22 protein-coding genes and 1 other RNA gene are annotated in these 19857 nt (G+C 50.5%); 9 read left to right on the forward strand and 14 right to left on the reverse strand.

The window, feature by feature from the left end:
• Positions 1-19: 19 nt before the first annotated feature.
• The 3 genes from BG55_RS01190 (at position 20) to ykgO (ending at position 1813) form a co-directional block, all read left to right on the forward strand.
• Positions 20-1236 (forward strand): IS3 family transposase gene (locus tag BG55_RS01190; RefSeq protein ID WP_235192696.1). Its coding sequence is split into 2 segments (ribosomal slippage): positions 20-364 and positions 367-1236, totalling 1215 coding nucleotides; the frame shifts between segments, so codons are not numbered across the junction.
• A 169-nt stretch (positions 1237-1405) separates the two neighbouring features.
• Complete coding sequence (locus BG55_RS01195; protein WP_034933430.1) at positions 1406-1663, forward strand: type B 50S ribosomal protein L31; 258 nt, start codon at positions 1406-1408, stop codon at positions 1661-1663.
• A 9-nt stretch (positions 1664-1672) separates the two neighbouring features.
• Positions 1673-1813, forward strand: a complete 141-nt coding sequence (ykgO, locus tag BG55_RS21640) for a type B 50S ribosomal protein L36 (RefSeq protein ID WP_034912820.1) — start codon at positions 1673-1675, stop codon at positions 1811-1813.
• Between the two features lie 210 nt (positions 1814-2023).
• Here ykgO and BG55_RS01200 read toward each other — a convergent pair whose 3' ends face one another.
• The 3 genes from BG55_RS01200 to BG55_RS01210 are packed head-to-tail and all read right to left on the reverse strand — an operon-like array spanning position 2024 to position 4454.
• Positions 2024-2902 carry a metal ABC transporter substrate-binding protein gene (locus tag BG55_RS01200; protein ID WP_034933434.1) on the reverse strand — a complete coding sequence of 293 codons (879 nt, stop codon included), beginning with the start codon at positions 2900-2902 and terminating at the stop codon, positions 2024-2026.
• Positions 2899-3771 (reverse strand): metal ABC transporter permease, encoded by an 873-nt coding sequence (locus BG55_RS01205; RefSeq protein ID WP_034933438.1) that lies wholly within the window; start codon positions 3769-3771, stop codon positions 2899-2901. The genes BG55_RS01200 and BG55_RS01205 overlap by 4 nt, the downstream gene beginning before the upstream one ends.
• A complete protein-coding gene (locus tag BG55_RS01210) occupies positions 3768-4454 on the reverse strand; it encodes a metal ABC transporter ATP-binding protein (RefSeq protein WP_034933939.1) in 687 nt (228 codons plus the stop codon). Before BG55_RS01210 ends, BG55_RS01205 begins: the two co-directional genes overlap by 4 nt.
• A gap of 906 nt (positions 4455-5360) precedes the next feature.
• On the opposite strand from BG55_RS01210, the gene tomB reads away from it, so the two are divergent.
• Positions 5361-5741 carry an Hha toxicity modulator TomB gene (gene tomB, locus BG55_RS01215; protein WP_034933441.1) on the forward strand — a complete coding sequence of 127 codons (381 nt, stop codon included), beginning with the start codon at positions 5361-5363 and terminating at the stop codon, positions 5739-5741.
• Between the two features lie 27 nt (positions 5742-5768).
• On the forward strand, positions 5769-5987 hold the full coding sequence (locus BG55_RS01220; protein ID WP_034933443.1) for a hemolysin expression-modulating protein Hha: 219 nt from the start codon (positions 5769-5771) through the stop codon (positions 5985-5987).
• A gap of 34 nt (positions 5988-6021) precedes the next feature.
• Here BG55_RS01220 and ffs read toward each other — a convergent pair.
• An RNA gene (ffs, locus tag BG55_RS21645) (signal recognition particle sRNA small type) lies at positions 6022-6118 on the reverse strand.
• Positions 6119-6342: 224 nt separating this feature from the next.
• Here ffs and BG55_RS01230 point away from each other — a divergent pair.
• The gene (locus tag BG55_RS01230) at positions 6343-6690 is read left to right on the forward strand and encodes an MGMT family protein (RefSeq protein ID WP_052018641.1); all 348 of its coding nucleotides are present in this window, start codon (positions 6343-6345) and stop codon (positions 6688-6690) included.
• Here BG55_RS01230 and BG55_RS01235 read toward each other — a convergent pair.
• Positions 6677-7234, reverse strand: a complete 558-nt coding sequence (locus tag BG55_RS01235; protein WP_034933448.1) for a YbaY family lipoprotein — start codon at positions 7232-7234, stop codon at positions 6677-6679. The genes BG55_RS01230 and BG55_RS01235 overlap by 14 nt on opposite strands.
• A gap of 218 nt (positions 7235-7452) precedes the next feature.
• On the opposite strand from BG55_RS01235, the gene tesB reads away from it, so the two are divergent.
• Positions 7453-8313, forward strand: a complete 861-nt coding sequence (gene tesB, locus BG55_RS01240; RefSeq protein ID WP_034933450.1) for an acyl-CoA thioesterase II — start codon at positions 7453-7455, stop codon at positions 8311-8313.
• A gap of 91 nt (positions 8314-8404) precedes the next feature.
• Here tesB and amtB read toward each other — a convergent pair whose 3' ends face one another.
• From amtB to BG55_RS01265, 5 genes are all read right to left on the reverse strand, one after another.
• A complete protein-coding gene (amtB, locus tag BG55_RS01245; protein ID WP_034933943.1) occupies positions 8405-9694 on the reverse strand; it encodes an ammonium transporter AmtB in 1290 nt (429 codons plus the stop codon).
• A 30-nt stretch (positions 9695-9724) separates the two neighbouring features.
• Positions 9725-10063 (reverse strand): P-II family nitrogen regulator, encoded by a 339-nt coding sequence (glnK, locus tag BG55_RS01250; RefSeq protein ID WP_026742851.1) that lies wholly within the window; start codon positions 10061-10063, stop codon positions 9725-9727.
• Between the two features lie 267 nt (positions 10064-10330).
• On the reverse strand, positions 10331-12097 hold the full coding sequence (locus BG55_RS01255) for a SmdB family multidrug efflux ABC transporter permease/ATP-binding protein (RefSeq protein ID WP_034933452.1): 1767 nt from the start codon (positions 12095-12097) through the stop codon (positions 10331-10333).
• Positions 12090-13859, reverse strand: a complete 1770-nt coding sequence (locus BG55_RS01260; RefSeq protein WP_034933453.1) for a SmdA family multidrug ABC transporter permease/ATP-binding protein — start codon at positions 13857-13859, stop codon at positions 12090-12092. The genes BG55_RS01255 and BG55_RS01260 overlap by 8 nt, the downstream gene beginning before the upstream one ends.
• A gap of 46 nt (positions 13860-13905) precedes the next feature.
• A complete protein-coding gene (locus BG55_RS01265; RefSeq protein ID WP_034933454.1) occupies positions 13906-14364 on the reverse strand; it encodes an Lrp/AsnC family transcriptional regulator in 459 nt (152 codons plus the stop codon).
• 111 nt (positions 14365-14475) lie between these two features.
• On the opposite strand from BG55_RS01265, the gene BG55_RS01270 reads away from it, so the two are divergent.
• Positions 14476-15516 carry a PLP-dependent cysteine synthase family protein gene (locus tag BG55_RS01270; protein WP_034933455.1) on the forward strand — a complete coding sequence of 347 codons (1041 nt, stop codon included), beginning with the start codon at positions 14476-14478 and terminating at the stop codon, positions 15514-15516.
• Between the two features lie 66 nt (positions 15517-15582).
• Positions 15583-16278, forward strand: coding sequence for a 7-cyano-7-deazaguanine synthase QueC (gene queC, locus BG55_RS01275; RefSeq protein WP_034933456.1), 696 nt, complete (start codon positions 15583-15585; stop codon positions 16276-16278).
• Here queC and BG55_RS01280 read toward each other — a convergent pair.
• The 4 genes from BG55_RS01280 to hupB all read right to left on the reverse strand — a co-directional run bounded on the left by BG55_RS01280 (position 16264) and on the right by hupB (position 19662).
• Entirely contained in the window at positions 16264-16674 is a 411-nt protein-coding gene (locus tag BG55_RS01280; RefSeq protein WP_034933457.1) for an acyl-CoA thioesterase, read from the reverse strand. The genes queC and BG55_RS01280 overlap by 15 nt on opposite strands.
• Before the next feature lie 105 nt (positions 16675-16779).
• Positions 16780-17178, reverse strand: a complete 399-nt coding sequence (locus tag BG55_RS01285) for a helix-hairpin-helix domain-containing protein (protein WP_034933458.1) — start codon at positions 17176-17178, stop codon at positions 16780-16782.
• A 139-nt stretch (positions 17179-17317) separates the two neighbouring features.
• On the reverse strand, positions 17318-19189 hold the full coding sequence (ppiD, locus tag BG55_RS01290) for a peptidylprolyl isomerase (protein ID WP_034933459.1): 1872 nt from the start codon (positions 19187-19189) through the stop codon (positions 17318-17320).
• A 200-nt stretch (positions 19190-19389) separates the two neighbouring features.
• Positions 19390-19662 (reverse strand): nucleoid-associated protein HU-beta, encoded by a 273-nt coding sequence (hupB, locus tag BG55_RS01295; protein WP_034933460.1) that lies wholly within the window; start codon positions 19660-19662, stop codon positions 19390-19392.
• Positions 19663-19857 lie beyond the last annotated feature (195 nt).

The following is a 19857-nucleotide window of genomic DNA, read 5'->3' on the forward strand; positions in this document are numbered from 1 at the left end:
CGATTCTGAGGAGAATGTGATGAAGCAATATGTTAAACGTACACAACGCGACTACTCTCTGTCCTTTAAACTGGCCGTCGTTGAGCAGGTTGAAAAAGGTGAGATGACTTATCGTCAGGCTCAGGAGCGCTACGGTATCCAGGGGTGCTCCACCGTTCTGAAGTGGCTGCGTAAATATGGCCAGCTGGACTGGCACTCTTCAAAGCAGCGCAGCGCACGTGGAGGACTCATGAAAAAATCCCTTCCCCTTACGCCTGAACAACGAATCAAAGAGCTTGAGCAGCAGCTGGCTGAATCCGAAGTGAAGGCGCAGTTCTTTGAGGCCGTCGTGAAGGTCATGAACACTGAGTTCGGTGCCACGCTGACAAAAAAGCAGTTAGCTTCGTTATCGCGCAGGCAAAAACACCCGGACTGACCATCGTCAGGGTCTGCCGGTTTTTAAAAATAAGCCGTCAGGCCTGGTATCAGGGGTGTCAGCGCGTGCAACGTAAGTCAGAGCAGGCCTGCCGCATTACTGAGGAAGTGAAAAACCTCAGGATGCAGCAACCGCGCCTGGGCACGCGCAAGCTGCACCATATCCTTAACTGTCGGGATGCACCTGAACTGCATATCGGGCGGGACAGCCTGTTTACCGTACTCCGGGAGGCCGGGCTGCGGGTACGTCCGGCCAGGGCTTATCATAAAACAACCCACAGCCATCATCGCTTTTATAAGCATCCAAACCTGCTGAAAGACGGGCCGGGGCGGACCGTCATCTCCGGCCCGGAGCAGGTTTGGGTGGCGGACATTACCTGGCTTCCGGTCAGAACCGGCACGGCTTACGTGAGCCTGGTAACCGACGCATTCTCACGGAAAATAGTGGGTTACCATGTGCATGAAAGTCTTCATACAGAGCACGTGGTGAAGGCGCTACAGATGGCACTGAAAAACCGGCATGGCAGGGCACCGCTGATCCATCACTCCGATCGCGGCATACAGTACTGCTCAGCGATGTACCAGTCGGTGCATGAAAGACACGGGCTAATCTGCTCAATGACGGATGGGTATGACTGTTATCAGAACGCCATTGCGGAGAGGGTCAACGGAATACTGAAAAACGAGCTGCTGATAACGCGCCCGGCAGACATCGTTCAGGCAGAAATAATGGTGGCGGAGTCGGTAAGAATCTACAATAGCCAGCGACCGCATCTGTCGCTGAAATATAAAACGCCAGATGCAGTACATCAGGCGTTTTGAGGGCGTAAAGTGTCAACCTATGCCAGGACTAGTCACGGTGAACAAAAAACCGTGGTTTAAAAGATCCCACTCATCATTTCCCCTACCCCGCTTTTAACGGTTGCAATTCTGAAATGCCATGCGCATAATATTTGTTATGTTATAACATAACTAAATTCAACGAGGATTCATGAAACAAGGTATTCATCCTGGCTACCGAACTGTGGCATTCCACGACACCAGTGCAGATACGTATTTTATCGTTGGTTCCACTATCAAAACTGAGCGGACAGTTGAACTCAATGGCAAGGTGCTGCCTTACGTGGCGTTGGATGTCTCGTCTGCTTCGCATCCTTACTACACGGGCAAGCAAAAAGAGTTTACGAAAGAAGGCAGCGCTCACCGCTTCAATCAGCGCTTCGGCCGCTTCTTCACCTCAGCGAAATAAGGATTCAACATGCAGGTACTCAGTTCACTGGCTTCAGCCAAAAAGCGCCACAAAGATTGCAAAGTCGTACGCCGCCACGGACGTGTCTACGTTATTTGCAAAAGTAACCCACGCTTTAAAGCCGTACAGGGCAGGAAGAAAAAGCGTTAAGTGTTAGTTCAACGGCTGCACCAGCTGCTTTAATCCGATACAGCTGGTGCGGTGGCTTGCAACACCCTCTCATCACAAGACTTCTATACTCTATCCACAGCGCTAAATGTGCTTCATGTCAGATTTTTAACTTAGCTTGATGCACTACCGTCAATGGCCCAGCCGGTGACACTTTACGTCTTAAAAGGAGCGTCCCTGCCCCCTTTCTGCTTATTTCATACTACTTATCATGGCATTAACGTTATGTTTAAAAGCTGCGACGTAGCTGTCCGCCTCACCACCTTTTTTAGTCAGTGCCTCCGGAAAGAGTTCGCCTCCCGGCTGAGCACCTGTTGCTGCGGCAATTTGTTTTACCAGCCGCGGGTCGGTCTGATTTTCAATGAAATAGCTGCGAATATGTTCTTTTTTCAGTTGCGTAATCAATCCCGCAACATCTGATGCGCTGGCTTCTGACTCGGTAGAGAAACCAACCGGTGACAGGAAGCTGACGCCATAGCGTTCACCAAAATAGCCAAAGGCATCGTGGCTGGTTAGTACTTTCCTTTTGGCAACCGGCACAGCAGCAAAGCTACTTTGCGCCCATTTATCCAGCTTCTCCAACTGCTCCAGATAAGCCGAGCCGCGTTGACGGAAATAAGCGGCATCCTGAGGATCAGCAGCAATCAATGCATTCATCACGTTACTGGCATACACCTCGCCGTTTTTCATGCTGTTCCAGGCATGGGGATCGGTAATGGTTTTACCATCTTCTTCCATTTTACGGGTGGTAATCCCGTCTGATGCAACAACCACTTTACCTTTGTATTCAGACGCAGAAATCAGACGATCCATCCATCCTTCAAGTCCCAGACCACTGACAAACACCACATCAGCTTTTGAGAGTGCCTGGCTGTCCTGAGGCGTGGGTTCAAAACTGTGTGGATCGCCATTAAAACCCACCAGGCTTTTCACTCTCACATGGTCACCACCGACCTCTTTAACAATATCGGCCAGCACCGAAAAGCTCGCTACTGTATCAACCGTTTTTGCCATCACCAGGGGCGTGACGAAAAACGCTGCAACCGCCAGCGCTACAGGTATTTTCTTCATACTCTCTCCTTACCAACTGAAAAAGGGCGCGTGCGGAAAATTCCGCCCTGAGGCCCAACTAAAACCGAGAAAAAAAACAGTATGGCGGCACTGAGCACAACCGCCGGACCGGCAGGAAGTGACCAACAGTAAGAGACGACTAATCCGCAACAGCTGGCAATCACCGCAATAATCATCGCTGAGGCAATCATGCCAGGCAGTCCGGCAGACCAGAAACGCGCAGCAGCAGCAGGCAGCATCATCAGCCCTACACACATCAACGTACCAAGCACCTGGAAACCAGCAACCAGATTGGTTACCACCAGAATGAGAAAAATGCCGTGAACCAATGCAGGCACCCAGCGGCTTTGCGCACGTAAAAATGTGGGATCAAAAGCATCCATCACCAATGGGCGATAAATCAATGCCAGCACCAGTAAGGTGCACCCGGCAATACCGCTGACCAGTAAAATCGACGGATTATCAACCGCCAGTAGAGAACCGAACAGGACATGCAACAGATCCACACTCGATCCACGCAGTGAAACCAGTGTGACGCCCAGTGCCAGCGAGCCCAGATAAAATCCGGCAAAGCTGGCATCTTCCCGTAGCGGCGTGTAGCGGCTTACCGCACCGGAAAGCAGTGCCACTGATAAACCCGCAATCACCCCGCCCGTGCCCATCGCCACCAACGACAAGCCGGATATCAGGTAGCCGATGGCGGCACCGGGAAGCACAGCATGTGATAGTGCATCGCCAACCAGGCTCATTCTGCGCAGCAGCAGGAAAACACCCAGGGGCGTGGCACTAAGCGATAAGGCAATACAAGCCACTAACGCACGGCGCATAAAGCCAAATTCGAGAAAAGGCTGAACCAGGATAAGGCTCATCTGCCCTCCCTGATATGCGTAAAATTAAGCCGGGTGATGGGTGCGCCCTGTGCTGACCATTCAGCATGGCTCTGTTTCAGCCGCAGAGTTTGTGGAAAATGCTTCTCAACAGCAGCCATATCGTGCAGTACCACAATCAGGGTGCATCCCGCCCGATGCCGCTCTTCCAGTAATGTCATCAGCAATGCCGTCGTCTGACTGTCGATGCCGGTGAAAGGCTCATCCAGCAACAAAAGCGCTGCATCCTGGACAAGCAAACGAGCAAACAGCACACGCTGCAACTGTCCTCCAGACAGGGTGCCCGGCTGAGCGGTAGCATAATCCAGCATATTGACCTTCTCCAGCGCACTCATCACCGTCCGGCGCATGTCACGGTTAATTGCCCCGAACCAGCCGCAACGCTTCCAGCCCCCCATGGCCACCAGATCGAAAACACTGATCGGAAAGGTTCGCTCAATTTCCGATTGCTGAGGCAACCATGCCATGCTGGAGCGAGGTTGATGCTTAATGACCTGTCCCGTGACCGGAGGCAGCATACCGGCCATTGTTTTAAGCAGAGTAGATTTTCCTGAACCATTGGCCCCAACCAGAGCCGTCATGGTGCCCCGTGAAAATTGACCATTAAGGGTTGGAGTGACAGCCCTGCCCCGGTAGCCAGCAGTAAGATTGTCGAGCGTAATCATCCGCAGACAGCCCAGTAAGTCAGGGTCAACAGCAGTAAAATCAGACAGCTGGCCAGAGAGAGTCGTAACAGAGCTGACTGTGTCAGCAAAGTTCCCTTGCGAACCAGAGATAAACAGGCAGACATTGCATGAACCATGGATGTTATAACGTAACAATACTCTACGCTGGCGTTGGTTAATATGCCTGCACAAAGTGTATCTAAGTATGTCCTGCTGTATTGGCGCAGATGTACAAAGATCATATAAAAAAATTTTAACTTAAAGACTTTTTCTATCGCAGAAAACGGTTTTATCTACTAAAATAATTAACAATAAAATCATGAAGATAGTTAAATCATAATTTCAGCCACTTGATAATTTAGCTTTTGAGAACAATTATCTCTATAGCGTTTATTATATCTGTGTAGAAAAAACACTCAGTATTATTACAGTTACGATATAATCTGATTGCCGGTGGACGTTTAGAGAGATGAAAATATTCAGCAGATAATTCTCAAAGTATAAATTGCGCAAAAGCTGGTATTGTTAAGGCTTTCACAAAATGCACAATATGTTCCCGGGCGTGTTAAATTTATTTTTATAGAATATTTAAATGAATCGCGTTATAAGTCATACATTGTCTGGCGGACATGCTTGGAATACCACTGTGGTATATTGACCATGAAATGGTAACCTCTGGAACAATAAATTTCGTATCTCAGTTCAACACGTTGATTTTGATTTCGTTACTTCATTTAGATACGTTTTTTTGGCTAACTGTAACTTTTAGTAAGGATAACAAAAATTCGTTTTTAAGCAGGCTATATTTAATTATGTCTGAGTAGGGTTTTAATATCGCTTCCTGGCACACCATTAGCAGAATGCCCAAACTGATGGCACCTCACACTCGCTATGGAGGGGAAAAAGATGGACGAGTACTCACCAAAAAGGCATGATATTGCCCAGCTGAAATTCTTATGTGAAAATTTGTATGACGAAAGTATGGCTACACTGGGTGACAGTCACCATGGTTGGGTTAACGATCCAACTTCAGCCATCAATTTACAGCTTAATGATTTGATCGAACATATTGCTGCCTTTACGATGAATTACAAAATCAAGCATATTGAAGATAGCGATCTGATTAGTCAGATTGATGAATATCTTGATGACACATTTATGCTGTTTAGCAATTACGGCATTAATGTTCAGGACCTGCAACGCTGGCGAAAATCAGCAAAGCGGCTGTTCCATATTTTTGCAGAGGAATGTGCTCATGCTGTAGTTCAGACGAGCCATTCGTTTTAAACACTCTATTTTTTCAACGGCTTAACAATGACAGATAAAGTTCTGACTAAAACCGATTATTTGATGCGTTTAAGAAAATGTCGCTCTATTGATACTCTTGAACGCGTTATAGAAAAGAACAAATATGAATTATCAGACAATGAGCTGGCGGTATTCTACTCTGCCGCCGATCATCGTCTGGCTGAACTGACCATGAATAAGCTTTACGATAAAGTACCGGTTTCCGTGTGGAAATTTATACGTTGAAGAAACAGAAGTGCAGGGCTTGAATTGGTGGAGGCCCTGCCAGCTACATCCCGGCACACACGACGTCTGCTGCGGCTGCTTCCTTCCGGACCTGACCGAGTTCACAGATTAGTGTTGCGGGAGAACCAACAGGGCCTCCATTGACAAACTCCAGTGACTGGAGCGAGGGCATTATCAATGAAGCCCAGGGTAATTGCAAGCCCGCACCTGGCAACCGTTTGTTTCTTGCGCAAATCCTTTATCTCTTTGTTTTGCAAGCCAAACTGCATTAATTTTTTTTTGCGGCATAACTGCATGAAATCACTTCAGATGTTTTCCATTTTCCATTACCCTGGCATCTGAAGAGGAAAAAACAATGAGCGAACAAGATAATTTTTGTCAGAGAATCTGGCAAATCGTTGCGGCTATTCCCTTCGGCAGAGTGACTACCTATGGTGAAATAGCCCGACTTGCGGGGTCTCCCCGTGCGGCGCGGCAGGTCGGCGGCGTACTGAAAAGATTACCGCGAGGCAGTAAATTACCCTGGCATCGGGTGATAAATCGCCAGGGTCAAATTTCATTGTCGGGAGATGATCTTCAACGCCAGCGTCAGGCGCTACTGGCAGAAGGGATTGAGGTCAGTGCTGAGGGCAAAATCGCCCTCAGCCAATACCGCTGGGATATAAATGCAGACCAGACGGATACCGGAATTACAGTGAGGTAGGCGCAGGCACGGAAGATGATGGGCTAACCTGGGTTGGTGAACCAGGAGGCACTGTCGTGGCAGCTCCGCTTTGCGTCGGCACCGCAACCGAAGGAACCGGGACCAGTATCAACTCCTCCTTGCTTGCGCCATTAGTAATAGCGGGTTTTACTGCCTCAGTAATAAAGGTCATTTTGCCGTCAACGGTAATTGCCGCACTCAACAAAATCCGCGCACCAGGCTGAATATCGCCCGGAGTGAAAGGCAGTATAAATTTGAATGGAGCCTGCTTTCCGTCAGTTCGAACTGCCCGCTGTGCAATAACTTTAGAAGGTGCATTGGCAACAGAGGCATCTGAAAGCGTCACGGTCAATACCGCGTCAGGCGGCAGCACTACCTTCTGTCGGATGTACACGGTGCCACTGACATTGGGCTGGCGCAGCGTAGTTTGTTGTCCCGCCACCTTAGACGCCAGCGTCGCGGTAGGAACATCTTGTCCTTTGTCAGAGCAGCCTGCAAGTGCAACAGCCACAGCTGCGCCGGTAAGTAATGGCCAGAATTTCATTGATTTATTCTCCTTTTGATCAATGTGCAAGGTTTATCTCATTGAGCCATGAAAGACAGAGGTTCCCTGTCACGTACCCGTTAAGTCTGGCACAACTTACTGAAATTGCCTGGAAGCCTGTTAAACGCCCACTGTAATTTGAAATCCCAGGTCGCCCATTGACGAAAACTGGTCGGATCTCGCAAACTGACCTGAAGATGACTTTTGAGGACGCCCTGATGAGCCGCGCATTGCATGACCTGTTAAATTTGTTGGATCTCGAAAAGCTTGAGGAAGGTCTGTTTCGTGGCCAAAGTGAAGATATTGGACTGCGCCAGGTATTTGGAGGCCAGGTCGTTGGACAGGCTATCTGTGCTGCGAGACAGACCATTCCATCCGAACGGATAGCCCATTCTTTCCACAGCTATTTTTTGCGTCCGGGCGACAGTCAGAAAGCGATTATTTATGAAGTTGAAACATTGCGTGATGGTCACAGCTTCAGTGCCAGGCGAGTCAGTGCAATACAAAACGGTCAGCCGATTTTCTATATGACCATCTCATTTCAGGCACCGGAAACCGGCTTTGAACATCAGAAAACCATGCCAAAAACGCCAGGCCCGGATCATCTTCCAGCCGAAAGTGATATTGCCAGGCAGCTCGCGCATTTAATTCCACCACAGGCACGGGAAAAATTTCTTGCGGAGAAACCGTTAGAAATCCGCCCGGTAAAATTCCATAACCCGTTGAAAGGCGAGGTCGATCAACCTTTACGCCATGTATGGTTGCGAGCGAACGGTACGCTTCCACCGGATCAACAGATTCACCAGTATTTACTGGGCTACGCATCTGATTTCAATTTTCTGCCGGTTGCACTGCAACCCCACGGCAAAGGCTTTCTTGAGCCAGGTATGCAGGTCGCCACTATCGACCATTCAATGTGGTTCCATCGCCCCTTTGATCTGAACCAGTGGCTGCTGTACAGCGTGGAGAGTACATCAGCCTCCGCGGCCAGGGGATTTGTTCGGGGAGAATTTTTTACTCAGGATGGGACTCTGGTCGCCTCAACGGTACAGGAAGGTGTAATACGTATGCGTCAGTGAACCAGATGGCAGGCGGGAATATTTAGTGGAAAATAACAAAACGGCCCTCTCAGGGCCGTTTGTTATTATGAACAATGCTTAGAAAGTGAACTTACTGGTTGTAAGCATTCTCACCGTGACTGTTCACATCAAGACCTTCGCGTTCCTGATCTTCCGGCACGCGCAACCCAACGATCATGTCAGCCACTTTGAAAGCAATAAAGGCAACTACGCCAGTCCAGACAATAGTAACGCCCACGCTCAGCAGCTGGATCCATACCTGATGGCCCATCGTCACACCCTGAGCATAACCCACACCGCCCAGAGAAGAAGATGCGAAAACACCCGTCAGGATACAGCCCACAATACCGCAAACACCGTGCACCCCGAAGACGTCACAAGGGTCATCTACGCGCAGCCATTTTTTCAGGGTGGTGACGCCCCACAGACCAGCAAGACCACCAACGATACCGATAATCAACGCCCCGCCGACACCAACGTAACCACAGGCTGGCGTAATGGCAACCAGACCGGCAATCACCCCGGAGCAGACACCCAGCAATGAAGGCTTGCCACGTAATGCCCACTCGCCAAAGGTCCAGCTCAGCATGGCACCGGCCGTAGCCATAACGGTATTCAGGAATGCCAGACCCGCAATTTCATTAGCCGCACTGGCTGAACCAGCATTAAAGCCAAACCAGCCCACATACAGAATGGCAGTACCGGTGAAAACCATAGGCAGGTTATGTGGTTTAAACGCTTCTTTACCGAAGCCAGCACGTTTACCCACCAGGTAAGCCCCCACCAGGCCGGCAACCGCTGCGTTAATATGCACCACGGTACCACCAGCGAAGTCCAGCGCGCCATCCTGTGCCAGTAAGCCACCTGACCAGACCATATGGGCGATAGGCAGATAGGAGAAGGTCAGCCAGATGGCAACAAAAATCAGCACCGCTGAAAAGCGAACACGTTCGGCGATGGAACCTACGATCAGGCCAACCGTGATGCAGGCAAAAGACGCCTGGAAAGAGACGTGAATATATTGATAAAACGTACCCACCAGCGCAGTGAGCTGAATGTTTTTCAACATCGCCATACTGAAGCCGCCGAAAAATGCGTTGCCTTCACTGAACGCCAGTGAATAGCCGTAAACCATCCACAACACGCAGACCATCGCAAAAGTAACAGAAACCTGGGTCATCATCGAAAGGACGTTTTTAGCGCGGATCAGACCGCCATAAAACAAAGCAATACCGGGCAGGGTCATAAACAGCACCAGCGCGGTGCAAATCATCATAAAGGCGTTGTCAGCTTTATCTGCCACTGGCGGGGTCGCGGCCATCGCAAGCGACGGTAACAGGGCCAGGCTGGCAAGGCCAAATACAGCAAGTTTTTTATTCATTTTATCCCATCCCATCACAATTCTTCGCTTCTACAGCGCAGCTTCGTCAGTTTCGCCAGTGCGAATACGGATCACTCGCTGTAGCTCTGCAACAAAAATTTTGCCATCACCGATTTTACCGGTGTAGGCAGCCTTGCTGATTACATCAATCACTTCATCAAGCTGATCTTCTGCAATGGCAATGTCTATTTTTACTTTTGGCAGGAAGTTCACGCTGTACTCAGCACCGCGGTAAAGTTCTGCATGCCCTTTCTGGCGACCAAAACCTTTTACTTCGGTAACGGTCAGCCCCTGAATGCCGATAGAAGAGAGCGCCTCGCGCACATCCTCTAATTTAAATGGTTTGATTACCACGGTAACCAGCTTCATACGATCCCCTCCAGGTATTGAAATAGTTGTTTCACCCGACACGGAATCAGTTAAGCAAAGGCTGTGCCATAAATTAAAAAGTGGAATTTTTCAGATGATTAGTCAGACAGGCCCTGAATCAGCCTGTTGCGACAAAAAAGCTGAGAGTGAGGTGAAAGCAGGCACCGGGCCACATCAGTGCACCTTAACAGTGCATTGTGACTCAATGGTGTGCAAAACTACTTTTCAACGCGCCTCTCTGCATGATGTTGGTGCAGCGAAGCGGCATTATTGTGCTGTTGCACTCGCTTCTAACTCTTCCCCCACCAGTTGAAGCTGATACATTTGCCAGTAGCGGCCTTGCTCTGCCAGCAGCTGTCGGTGATGGCCCTGCTCAACCACGCGGCCACGATGCAGTACATAAATGGTATCCGCCTCAATAATGGTAGAGAGGCGGTGGGCAATAACTATCAGCGTGGTTTGCTGGCGCACCAGCCGCAACGCTTTCTGAATCGCCTGCTCGGTACCGGAATCAATATTAGCCGTCGCTTCGTCCAGAATAAGAATCTGCGGAGAGTCAACCAGCACCCGAGCCATTGCCAGCAGCTGCTTCTGCCCTGTTGACAAGGTATTCCCCTGCTCACCCAGTCGGGTATGGATCCCTTGATCCAGACTTCTGGCCAGTTCTGCCAGTTGGACGGTTTCCAGCGCCTGCCATACCGCATCTTCGCTGATATCCCGTCCCAGCGTCACATTGGCAAAAAATGTATCGGCCAGCACCACGGGATCCTGCTGAACCAGCACCACCCCCTGTCTTAAAACAGGGTGAGACAGCGTATTCAGCGGCCTGCCATCAAGGCTAATCTCTCCCTTTATCACCGGGTAGTAGCCCATAATCAGATTGGCCAGCGTACTTTTTCCACTGCCGGTGTGCCCGACAAGTGCCACGAAATGGCGGGATGGAACGGTGAGATTAATATCACTCAGCACCTGCCGATCTTCACGATAGGCGAAGGCCAGATGACTGATATCAACACGGCCCGAGCACAACGGCCGATTGTCGCTGCCATAGGGTTGCCGTGGCGCATCCATCAACTCAAAAATTCGCTCCCCCGCCACCACGGCCTGTTGCAGCATTGACTGCTGCGTGGTCAGCTCGATTAGCGGTTCATTCAGCCTGCCCAGATAGTTAATAAAGGCATACAGCACGCCGACTTCGATACTTCCCTGTCCGGAAAAACCGAATAACATCATCAGGCCGCAAAGGATCAATGCGGAAAACAGACTGAGCAGAGGACGTAACAGGAAACCATCCAGCCGCAATGTTTCCATTCTGGCCAGATAATGCGAACGACTGGCCTCCCCCATCCGCTCGCCAAACCGTGCCTGCTGACGAAATTGCTGGATGACACTCATTCCGTTGATCACTTCATTAAAGCCGTTATTAATGTCGGCCAGATAACTGCGCACCCGCCGCACGATGGGTGTACTGAGACGTTGATAAATCAGCATGACGATAATGACCGCCGGGAAGATAGCTACAGCGACCAGCGCCATCTTCCAGTTGAGGCTGAACATGGCTACCAGCATCGCGCCAATCAGCGCTGCGCTGCGCAACACGGTTGCCACGACCGTCACATAGAGATCGCGTACCACTTCCGTGTCATTGGTGACACGCGAGATGATTTGCCCCACCGGCTGTGTATCGAAGGCGCTTAGCGGCTGGCGTAACGCAGCATCCATAACATCAGTTCGTAAGCGCTGAACGACGCCTACCGCAGCCCGGTTAAACAGCAGGGACTGGCAGTAATGCAGCAAACCGGCCAGCATCTGCAACAAAATATAACTGACCGCCAGCCCGCTGACTAAGCCCAGCGGCATACGATGTTTCGCCACCAGATGGTCGATAAAATAGCTGACCAGCACCGGACCCAGAACTTCAGCAGCTGCCGAAATCCACAGCAACAACACCGCCAGACCAAGAGATTTTTTCCAGGGCTTTCCATAGCTCAACAATCTTTTCAGCGTCGGCCAGAATTGAGTCAGATTAGCCATGAGGAACACCTTTCTCGGTTTCATCCTCGTCCAGTGCGGCCTCAAGCTGCTGATAGCGATACATGTCCTGATACCAGCCGGGGTGTTCTGTCAGCTCAGCGTGCTGGCCGCGTTGCACCACCATGCCGTTCTGCATCACCAGGATTTCGCTGGCTTCCTGTAACGCGGACAGGCGATGAGCGCTGATTATTACCGTTCTCCCCGCTCCCCACTTACGCAAATTCTGCAAAATGAGATGTTCTGTCCGACCATCCACTGCCGACAGCGCATCATCCAGCAACAAAATTTCGGCATCCAGCAGCAGCGCTCTGGCAATCGAAATACGCTGCTTCTGACCTCCTGACAGCATCACACCGCGCTCGCCCACTTCAGTTGCATAACCCTGCGGCATGCGCAAAATATCTTCGTGCACGTTTGCCATTCTGGCAGCCTGTTCTATTTCATGCTGACTGGCCGTTGGCCGCCCGAGCGCAATGTTATTCGCCACCGTATCGGAAAACAGAAAAGGTGTCTGACTGACAACGGCCAGACGGCTGCGCCAGCTGTCCAGATTGATCTCGGGCAGTGGAATACCGTGATAACAAATCTCACCGTTTTCAATATCAAAATGTCGCTGGATCAGACGGAGCAGGGTCGTTTTTCCTGAACCGGTCGGCCCGCACACCCCCAGCATTTCACCCGGTTTGAGACTGATATTCACCTGCCTTAGTGAAGAATGCTGAGTGCCGGGATAACAGAACTCGCCAACACCAATCTGCAACGGCCCTCGCTCTGCGGGTAGCACTTTACTGCCATCTGTCACCGCAGGCGTTTCAGCCAGCAAAGACTGGATCCTGACCCAGGCTGCACTACCCCGCTCAACAATATTAAACATCCACGCCAGAGCCAGCATCGGCCAGATCATCAGCCCCAGATACATGACAAAGCTGGTTAACTGACCAAGCGACATTTGCCCATGCCAGACCAGCCAGCTTCCCCCACCAACGGCCAGCAAATTAGACATTCCAATCGCGACGTAGATGGTGGGATCAAAACGCGCGTCAACGCGCGCCACCCGAAGATTTTTTTCTCCGGTATCACGAGCGATATCTGCAAACTGGCCGGACTGATGGTCTTCCAGTCCAAATGCTTTGATCATGCGGATACTGGTCAGACTCTCCTGAGTTTGATCATTAAGGGATGAGAATGCTGCCTGCGCCAGTTTAAAGCGGTGATGCAACTGTTGCCCGTAACCTTTGATTATCAGAGCCATCAGCGGCATTGGCAGCAGTGCCAGAAGGGTAAGTTGCCAGCTGATTTGCGTACTCATTACCACCAGAACAGCCAGCCCCATCACCAGCGAGTCCACCAGCGTCAGCACCCCTTCCCCGGCGGCAAACACCACGCGATCCACGTCATTGGTGGCACGGGCAATCAAATCTCCGGTTCGATGACGCAGATAAAACTCCGGATGATGGCGACTTAGCTGGCGATAAAAATCCTGGCGGAGTTCAACCGCCAGTTGGTAAGACGCACCGAACAATAATACCCGCCAGACGTAGCGCAGCAGATAAATAACCACGGCGGTTGCCAACATCACGCCTGCCCACATCATTAACCGGGATCCACTCATCTGCTGATGCGTGACACCGTCAACAATAGTCCCGACCACTTTGGGCGGCAGGAGCTGAAGCAGCGCAATGATAATCAACAGAAACACCGCGCCAAGGTAGCGCCGCCATTCCCGAATAAAAAACCAGCTTAACTGGCTAAACAGTCGCACAGTAAACGTCCTGGTTAAAATTGAGCGAAATTTTCATAAACAACCATCAGTTGAGCGGCAATGCCGTGGTGTATTTGATCTCTTCCATCGCGAAGCTCGACGTTACATCCAGTAAACCCGGAACCCCGTTAACCAGACGTTTATAAAAGGCATCATAGGATTTCATATCCGCCACCTGAATACGCAACAGGTAGTCATATTCTCCGGCCATACGGTAACAGCCCATGACTTCGGGCATTTCCTTAACAACCATGACGAACTGCTGATACCAGCTGCTGCTGTGTTGCTGCGTTTTAATCAGCATAAAAGCCGTCAGCGGCAGGGAGAGTTTCTCCGCATCTAACAGTGCCACACGGCCGCGAATATAGCCTTCATCTTCCAGCCTTTTCAAGCGTTTCCAACATGGGGTGGTCGTAAGATGTACCGCATCTGCCAGCGCCTGCAATGATAATGTGCAGTCATTCTGCAATAGTGCCAGTAACTTCAGGTCAGTTTTATCTGTCATTCCTCTCCCCACGAGAATAACTTTCTCCAGAAAGACGATTATAAAGTAAAAAGAGAAAACTTTTTTCCTGTGTATAGCTTACTCTCTAACAAATTTTACCAGGACATAAAAATGAAAAATCAGTGGGTTTCCCGTGCAATACAAGAGATTAATGCCGACATTCAACGTTCAGCGGATACTCACCTGATTCGCCTGCCATTACCTGGCTATCCCGGTATCTGGCTCTACCTGAAAGATGAAAGTACCCATCCCAGTGGCAGTCTGAAGCACCGTCTGGCACGTTCACTGTTTCTCTATGGTCTGTGCAATGGCTGGATCAAAGAAGGCACACCCATTATTGAGGCGTCCTCGGGGAGCACTGCGGTCTCAGAAGCCTATTTCGCCCGGCTGCTGGGTTTGCCATTTATTGCCGTGATGCCAGCCACTACCGCCAGACGAAAAATAGAGCAAATTACCTTCTACGGAGGCCGCTGCCACTTTGTCAGCGACCCCTGCCAGATGTATGCCGAATCAGAGCGGATGGCGCGTGATCTTAACGGCCATTTTATGGATCAGTTCACCTATGCTGAGCGTGCAACCGACTGGCGTGGTAATAACAATATCGCCGACAGCATTTTTCAACAGATGAAAAACGAACCGTTCCCCATTCCAGAAACCATTGTCATGAGTGCCGGAACGGGTGGAACCTCGGCAACTATTGGCCGTTATCTGCGTTACCAGGGCCACTCCACCAGACTGATGGTGGTGGATCCTGAAAATTCAGTATTCCTGGATTACTGGCATCAGCGTGACCGGTCACTACGTAACACCACTGGCAGTAAGATTGAAGGAATTGGCCGCCCACGGGTTGAGCCTTCTTTTATCGTCGATGTGGTCGACGAGATGATGCGAGTGCCCGACGGGGCGAGCATCGCTACTATGCTCTGGCTGGAAAAGCAGTTGGGACGCAAAGTGGGGGCTTCCACAGGCACAAACGTGTGGGGAGCGCTCCAGGTGGCAAAAAGTATGCTGGCAGCCGGACGCAAAGGCTCAATTGTTACTTTGTTATGTGACAGTGGAGAGCGCTATCTTGACACTTATTACCATCCGGACTGGGTTGCAGAGCACATTGGTGATATCAGCCAATGGCAGCAGCCAGATACGCTGGCATGAGCAGAACTACCCTTCATTGCTTTCAGCAAGTAGTATACCGCGCAGAAAATTAAGAAGGTGAAGAACATGAAACGTGCAGTAATGGTTTTCAGTGGCGGTCAGGATTCAACAACCTGCCTGATTCAGGCAGTACAGCAATATGAAGAAGTACACTGTGTCACTTTTGATTATGGTCAGCGGCACCGTGCAGAAATTGAAATTGCACAACAGCTCAGCCAAAAACTGGGAGCAAGAGCGCATAAGGTACTGGATGTTACCCTGCTAAACGAACTGGCTATCAGTAGCCTGACCAGAGACAGCATCCCGGTTCCGGCCTGGAATCCCGACGCCAGCGGCCTGCCCAGTACTTTTGTACCGGGCAGAAATATTCTTTTTCTGACTCTGGCATCCATCTATGCATACCAGGTCGAGGCTGAATCGGTTATTACCGGGGTATGCGAAACAGACTTCTCAGGCTATCCCGACTGCCGGGATGAATTTGTTAAAGCGCTCAACCAGGCAGTAACCCTGGGGATGGCTCGCCAGCTACGCTTTGAAACGCCGCTTATGTGGCTGAACAAAGCAGAAACCTGGGCGCTGGCCGACTACTGGCAGCAGCTCCCGCTGGTACGCGATGAAACCCTGACCTGTTATAACGGCATCAAAGGTAGCGGTTGCGGCAAGTGCGCGGCCTGCAATTTACGTGCTAATGGCCTGCGTGAATATCAAAACAACACCGCCGCCATTATGCAGAGCATGCAAAGTAAGTCAGGCCTTGATTGAGAACATCTCTTCCATTCTGCGTTTAAGCTCTCCTTCCACAGGCTGAGCTTTTTGTGTCAGCAAATCGATACAAACAAAGGTGAGTCGCGCATCTGCCACCGCTTCACCACCGGAAGCCAGCGTGACTGTCTGAGCTATTACGCCACTTTTACCACTCAGTTCCAGTAGCTCACTGTTTATATTCAGCTCGTCGCCCAACACGGCCGGGCGACGATAGTTAATATTGATGTTGACCAGCACAAACGCCAGCCGGTTTTCCGTCATCCAGTTAAAAACGTCCAGCTGCTCAAGCCAGGCCCAGCGGGCTTCCTCAAGAAACTCCAGATAACGAGCATTGTTGACGTGCTGATAAACATCAAGATGGTAGCCGCGAACCTTTATCGTGGTCTGATGCATGAATCTGCTCCTGTAAACTGAGATCACCCAAACTGGTATGACCTCATACAGGCTAGCAGAGTGGTGATGCTCAGGAGCCGCCCGGCAACAGACTCACGAGAGCGATCACAATTTTAACCGGGAAAGATTTCGCTCCACCAACGCATTCCCGATTCCCGGCACCTCCTTCAACTGTTCAACCCCCGTAAAATCGCCATACTCTTCACGATAACTCACGATAGCCTGAGCCTTTTTCAGGCCAACGCCATTCAGTGCCGCAGCCAGTTCTTCCGCTGAAGCCTGATTGATGCTGACCTTGCCTGCTTCCTGATCTGCCGTTTCGTTTGCAGAGAGAGTCTGACCGTGTAGCGAACCCCGTTGAACTGACTGGTTCTCAGATATCGGGTTGGACTGCTGAGGCCGATCGGCTGTTGCCAGCGTACTGGTTGACTCTGCCTGGACGTTGCATGCCGCCAGACCAATTAACATCGCCAGGCCTGTAGCTGAAAATCCCCTCTTCTTCATGCTGTTTTCCTCCATGTGTTTGACAGCGAATCCAGGGTACGTCACTCCCCTCAGACGGGCAAATACCAGAAAACAGAAATGGAAAAGGCCGCAGAAGCGGCCTTTGATTTTGCAAAACGTTGCAGAAAAATTGCGAGGCTTACTGCGCCTGAGCTGCTGCACCGTATTTAATTTTAGCGTCCTTACGGAGGTTGCTCAGCAGCGCAGCGAAGGCAATTTGTGCATTATTCTGCGTCACACCCTGCACCATCGCTTTCTTTTGCCCTTCAGCCATGGTGCCGCTGTTGACCTTATCCAGCGCCAGCAGAACCACATTCCCTTCGCCGTCTTCGCTGATCGCATAGCCAGGCTTGTCTTTTTGCGGCAGCGGCATGGCAAATGCGGCCTGGGTAATAGCATCCTGCCCCGCGCGGCTTAACGTTTTCTGTGCACTAAAGCTTAATCCAGCCGCTTTCATCGCTTCATCACCTTTGCCGGCTTTCAGTTCGGCCAACAGTTTTCCTGCCTGATCCTGCGCCTCTTTTTGCGCTTTTTCAGTTTTCAACGTATCGGTGATTTGCGCTGTGACTTCACTGAGCGGTTTAACCGTTTCAGGCTTGTGTTCAGTGATACGCAGGACGAAAGCGCGATCGCCATCAACAGTGATAATGTCAGAGTTGCTACCCGGCGCACCGTTTTCTCCCACCAGGCCGCCGTTGAAAATGGCCTGCTCAACCGGTTTAAAGTTAAGCTCTGCTGGCAAAGAATCGTGGCTGAACCAACCCGTTTCTACAGCTTTAGTGCCTGCTGCGGCTTCAGCACCTGCCAGCGACTCATTATCATTGCTGGCGGCATCACTGACTTTTTGCTGCAATTTGTACCAGGCGTCCAGTGCTTTTTCCTGTTTCACCTTAGCAGCGATATCATCATGAACCTCAGTGAGAAGCTTGATTTGTTGCGGCTTCACATCATCCAGCCGGGCGACAATAAAGCCAACCGAAGACTTAATTACACCTGAGAGCTGGCCTTTACTGGTCAGCCCGGCATTTTTGAGTTCATCAGGGGTGGTATCCGGTTCCAGCCAGCCCATATCTCCCCCCTGACGAGCAGAGATGGGATCGGCTGATTTCTGTTTTGCCAGCGCAGCAAAATCAGCGCCTTTATTCAGCTCGGCCAGCACGTCTTTGGCTTCAGCCTCAGTTTTGCTCTGAATAATACTGAAACGACTACGTTGAGGCTGGGTGTAATCCTGCTGGTGCTGATCGTACCAGCTCTGAATATCCGTTTCGCTGACCGGTTGCTGCAATGCAGCGGCGTCCAGTTTGATATAGCTGACGCGGAACTGCTCTGGCGACATGAAATTGTTTTTATTCTGCTGATAGTTGTTACTGATTTCCTCTTCGCTAACCGCCTGTTTAGCGGTCAGCGCAGCAACATTAATCGTTGCTTCGCGTACCAGACGCTGCTGAGAAACCAGTGAGGCCAGCGCATCCGTTTCACTGGCAAGCATGAAATCGGTGCCGGTAACGGCAGTAATCAGTTGTTGGGTGGTCAGCTGATTACGTAATGCTTCTGCATAACGATCAGCAGTAAATCCCATGTTGTTGATAATGCCAAGGTATTTGCTGTTATCAAATTTACCGTCAGTCTGAAAAGCAGGCTGGCTGAAAATGGCCTGCTTAACCTGGTCATCGCCAATTGCCAGTCCCAGATTTTTGGCATATTGATCCAGCAAACGCTCATCAATAAGTTGTGAAAGGGCCTGCTGGCGAATTTGCTGCATGTAGCCGGGGTTGCTGGCCAGTACAGAGAACTGATCGCCAAGCATCTGCTGCTGGCGGTTACGCTCATTAGAAAATGCGCTTTCAAGCTGACTACGACTGATTTCCTGACCGTTCACTTTTGCCGCAAAATCGCCATTGCCGCCGATCAGGTAGTTGCCCACCCCGGTCAGAACGAAAGACAGGATGATCAGACCCAGTATAATTTTGAGCACGACATGGTTCGACGCCGCGCGTAAATTGTCCATCATGGTGTGACAACACTCCGCTGTAGTGTGAATGTAAACCTTGAGCTTCGTCCCACATTCCCAGGAACGCTCCACGCCGCTGCGTATCAGGCTCGTTTGTCATTAAACATAAAAAAGGCACATCAGAATTCTGACGTGCCCTTATGGTACAGGAGAACACCTTAACAGTCCTCACTACAACCCGAGAAATTACTCAGAATGCCTTAATTAACGGCATCTTTCAGTGCTTTGCCCGCACGAAAACCGGGCACTTTGCCAGCAGGGATAGTAATTTCTTTACCTGTTTGTGGATTGCGACCGGTACGCTCTGAACGCTCACGAACAGAGAAAGTGCCAAAACCGACCAGTGCGACTTCATCGCCCGCTTTCAGAGAATCAGAAACCGAGTCCATGAAAGCATCAAGCACACGTCCAGCAGCTGCTTTAGAAATATCAGCACTGGCGGCGATTTTGTCGATCAATTGTGACTTATTCACTCAATCATCCCCTCTTAAATTATCCACCTCGCAATCGGGTTTACCCCATCACGGATGCGCATCAGTTATATAAGTTTTGTCTGTTGAGCCATAGCAAATATCGCGAGCTCTGGCCTTCACTGGCTAAACAGCACTCTAAATTAGCGGCACAAAAAAAAGCTGGCAAGCCCGAATTTACCTGCCAGCGGTGGTTTT

It is taken from the genome of Erwinia mallotivora, from assembly GCF_000590885.1.
Lineage (GTDB): Bacteria > Pseudomonadota > Gammaproteobacteria > Enterobacterales > Enterobacteriaceae > Erwinia > Erwinia mallotivora.